Source organism: Pedobacter cryoconitis, assembly GCF_003259615.1.
Classification (GTDB): Bacteria; Bacteroidota; Bacteroidia; order Sphingobacteriales; family Sphingobacteriaceae; genus Pedobacter; species Pedobacter cryoconitis.
The window spans coordinates 1-3,377 of sequence record NZ_QLLR01000061.1 but is presented as its reverse complement, the minus strand read 5'-3'; the positions used below and the strand labels follow the sequence as shown (position 1 = coordinate 3,377).

The following is a 3,377-nucleotide window of genomic DNA, read 5'->3' as shown; positions in this document are numbered from 1 at the left end:
TCACAGTTTAGAGGGGTGAGAAATGTCAAGTTCTTTCTTTTTAGGCTATCTAAAATATATGCATAGTCACTCCCCAACTTTTTTGCTTGATCCCTAAACTCCTTCAACAAATTAGAAGATGTCCAGCTATCTGCACCTGATTTTAACTTCCATCATGCTGTAGCCTCTGTTTATTCCAGCAAAATTGAAGGGGGAGCTATAGAATTAGATTCTTACATCAAACACAAGCGTTTTCACATTGAATTTCAACCTGATTATACCCGCAAGATAGACGATCTGTACCTTGCTTATCAATTCGCTTCAGAAAACAGACCATATAAAGAGACGTTTGCAGAGATGCATTCCCTTTTAGCCAGACATATCGTATCTACAAACTGGCTGGGAAAGTTTAGAAATCAAAATATGTTTGTCACCACAAAAGACGGTTGTATTGAGTATGTAGCAGCAACTCCTTTTGAAGTGCCGTCTGAAATGGATAAATTGTACACTGATCTGGAGATATTATTGAATACTGAACTAACTATATCAGAGACTTTCTTTTTTGCCAGCATGATTCATCTCGTATTTGTAAAAATACATCCTTGGAACGATGGGAACGGGCGTAGTGGACGTTTGTTTGAGAAATGGTTTCTTGCTCAGAAATTAGGAAATAAAGCTTGGTTTGTACAGTCTGAAAAATACTATTATACTCAGCATGAAACTTACTATAGCAACATAAGAGCCCTAGGATTGGAATATCAGGATTTAGACTATTCAAAAGCATTATCATTTTTATTGATGTTGCCAAAGTCTGTAACATAAAAAGATTAAGAGTCAGAAACTATCATAAAGACTCAATCCGTTAGTGGGCTTATAAAACACTTTCTATTACGAGCAAAACGAGGGCTTCTTCAATCTTAGAAATTATTGGGTCATTAAGTGTTTGAAGCCCCCCAAAGGATCAGCGAGCTAATCCCTTTCTCAAAAGAAAAACTATATGGGAATAATGACTTTACAATTAATCTCCAGAGATCTGTTAGAGAAATACAAGCAGATTGTTTCTGAGAATGCTTTGCTCATCTCCTTCAACAAATTAGAAGATGTCCAACTATCTGCTGTAGCTGAATTATTGGCTCTTGAAGATCCAGTATTAGAAAGTAAATTCCATGCGGGTAATCCCGCTTATAAAGATCCCAGGTTTGAACATTTGAGCGCTCATCTGGAAAGCTACAGGAAGCAATTGGGACTGGTTGGTGTAACCAGAAAACTCCTTTGGGAGGAATATATTATCGATTACCAGCAAGGTTACAGTTATTCGCAGTTCTGCTTTCACCTGCAGCAGCAATTGCGGGCCCGCCGGCCGGGAATGAAACTGGAGCATTGGCCAGCCGATAAGCTGTTCGTATACTTTGCAGGGAAGCCCCTTCATTATATTGATCATTCTACCGGTGAGGTGGTTGCCTGTCAGGTATTTGTAGCCTGCCTTCCTTTTTCCGATTACAGCTTTACTGTGGCAGTTTCCAGCCAGCGAATTGCCGACTTCCTTCATGCATTGGGCTGCTGCCTTCAGCATATTGGCGAACGCCTAAAGTACTGGTTCCTGATAACTTGAAATCAGCTATTATCAAAGCGGACCGTTATGAGCCAGATGTGAACCGTTCATTGGAAGACTTTGCCAATCATTATAATATTACAGTTGTTCCCACAAGATCGCGAAAACCTCGGGATAAGGCTTTGGTTGAGAACCAGGTCAAACTGATCTACAACCGGATCTATGCGCGATTACGCAACCGGCAATTCTTTTCTCTGGATGCACTGAACGAGGCTATAAAGGGAAAAATAAAAACACATAACCAAACCCGAATGCAGCAAAAGCCATGGTGTGGAGAGGAACGGTTTCTGGCTGCTGAGAAGCATTTGCTTTGTCCGTTGCCCGACACCACTTTTGAACTGAAGTATTATTGTGAGCCAAAAGTAGCTAACAATAACCATATCTTATATTGGCAGGGATAAGTATTATTACAGTGTACCTTTTACCTACGTTGGTGGCCGTGTAAAAGTAATTTACAAACGTTCTAAGGTCTATATCTATGCTTCTGGCAGACAGGTTGCAGTTCGTATAAGGAGCCTATCAGCTCGCCGGATATACGACTATTAAAGAACACATGAACTCCTATCACCGTCATTACATGGATAGAAGTCCTGCTTATTATATAGAAAAAGCAAAGGAGAAATCCGCTGAATTACACCTGCTTGTACAGCTTCTTTTCGAGCAGTCGCGGCACCCTGAACAATTATACCGAACATGTGATGGCTTGCTGCGTCTACAGAAAAAGGCGCCTCCCGCGGCCTTTGCCAAGACCTGTGAGCTGGCTATTGAATACCGCAACTTCTCCTATCGTTTTGTAGGTCGCATCCTGCAAAATAACAGGGAAGATTATCAGGATCATCACACAAAAGAACAATCCCTACCCATACATGGAAACATCCGGGGTAAAAAATATTATACACAGACCACTATCAAATTCTAAAAAATGAACATAGAAACATAACTTAGACAATTGCGTCTGCATGGCATGGGCCGTAACTGGCAGCCATTAATGGAAACCAGAAAGCATCATGAACTTTCTTTCACTGAAGGTATGGAAATGCTAATGCAGGCTGAAGAAGATGATCGAAGCGACAAGCGTTTTGAGCGACTCCAGAAAAGCGCCCATTTCCGTTATCAGGCATCCATTCAGGAACTGCACATGGAAACCTCCCGTGGGCTGGAAAAATCCCTGGTGGCAAATCTAGCTACAGGAGATTATATTACTAAAGGAGAAGCAGTACTTGTTTCCGGAGCTACCGGTACTGGAAAATCTTTTTTCGTTTCTGCTTTAGGTCATAATGCTTGTTCCCAGAGATATAAGTTGTTTTATTATAACCTTCAGAAATTGCTGTTAAAAACTAAAATGAGCAGGATTGATGGTGCGATCTACAAGTTTTTTGAGAAGCTTTCCCGAACGGATCTGCTGATACTCGATGACTTCGGATTAACACATTTGGAACAACAACAACAAATGGACTTCATGGAAATCATGGAAGACCGACACGCTTGCAAAGCAACGATTATTGCCAGTCAACTGCCAGTAGCTAGTTGGTATGATGTGATTGGTGTGAATACAATTGCAAACGCGCTGCTCGACCGAATGGTGCATACGTCCTACAGAATTGAACTAAAAGGTGAAAGTCCAAGAAAAAAGAAGTAAAATCGTCAGGTCATCAAACTCGATGAGCTAAAATCCTACTGGGGTCAGCATTGCGGTTCTTCGTCAATTTTGGTGAAAGTTTAATAAATAATTACACTTTATTTATTAAACCAGCTTTCTTTTCAAAGGCAATTCCGACTTTCTCTA

At 40.7% G+C, this 3,377-nt stretch carries 6 protein-coding genes; all 6 read left to right on the top strand.

The genetic code is table 11. The features are described 5' to 3' along the window. Window positions 1-183: 183 nt before the first annotated feature. The 6 genes from LY11_RS26255 to istB all read left to right on the top strand — a co-directional run bounded on the left by LY11_RS26255 (window position 184) and on the right by istB (window position 3,230). On the top strand, window positions 184-801 hold the full coding sequence (locus LY11_RS26255; RefSeq protein ID WP_111636536.1) for a Fic family protein: 618 nt from the start codon (window positions 184-186) through the stop codon (window positions 799-801). A gap of 184 nt (window positions 802-985) precedes the next feature. Beyond that, complete coding sequence (locus LY11_RS26840) at window positions 986-1,591, top strand: hypothetical protein (protein ID WP_170132793.1); 606 nt, start codon at window positions 986-988, stop codon at window positions 1,589-1,591. Next, window positions 1,588-1,992, top strand: coding sequence for a hypothetical protein (locus LY11_RS26250; RefSeq protein WP_170132792.1), 405 nt, complete (start codon window positions 1,588-1,590; stop codon window positions 1,990-1,992). Before LY11_RS26840 ends, LY11_RS26250 begins: the two co-directional genes overlap by 4 nt. After that, window positions 1,964-2,137 carry a Mu transposase domain-containing protein gene (locus tag LY11_RS27360; RefSeq protein ID WP_394340923.1) on the top strand — a complete coding sequence of 58 codons (174 nt, stop codon included), beginning with the start codon at window positions 1,964-1,966 and terminating at the stop codon, window positions 2,135-2,137. The genes LY11_RS26250 and LY11_RS27360 overlap by 29 nt, the downstream gene beginning before the upstream one ends. Window positions 2,138-2,144: 7 nt before the next feature. After that, window positions 2,145-2,510 (top strand): hypothetical protein, encoded by a 366-nt coding sequence (locus tag LY11_RS26245; RefSeq protein ID WP_146610948.1) that lies wholly within the window; start codon window positions 2,145-2,147, stop codon window positions 2,508-2,510. Between the two features lie 30 nt (window positions 2,511-2,540). Then, entirely contained in the window at window positions 2,541-3,230 is a 690-nt protein-coding gene (istB, locus tag LY11_RS26240; protein WP_211321668.1) for an IS21-like element helper ATPase IstB, read from the top strand. The last annotated feature ends 147 nt before the right edge of the window (window positions 3,231-3,377 follow it).

Bases quoted from the DNA above. Each gene is read 5' to 3' on its own strand.
- LY11_RS26840 (WP_170132793.1), top strand. From the start codon at position 986: ATGACTTTACAATTAATCTCCAGAGATCTGTTAGAGAAATACAAGCAG.
- LY11_RS26245 (WP_146610948.1), top strand. From the start codon at position 2,145: ATGAACTCCTATCACCGTCATTACATGGATAGAAGTCCTGCTTATTAT.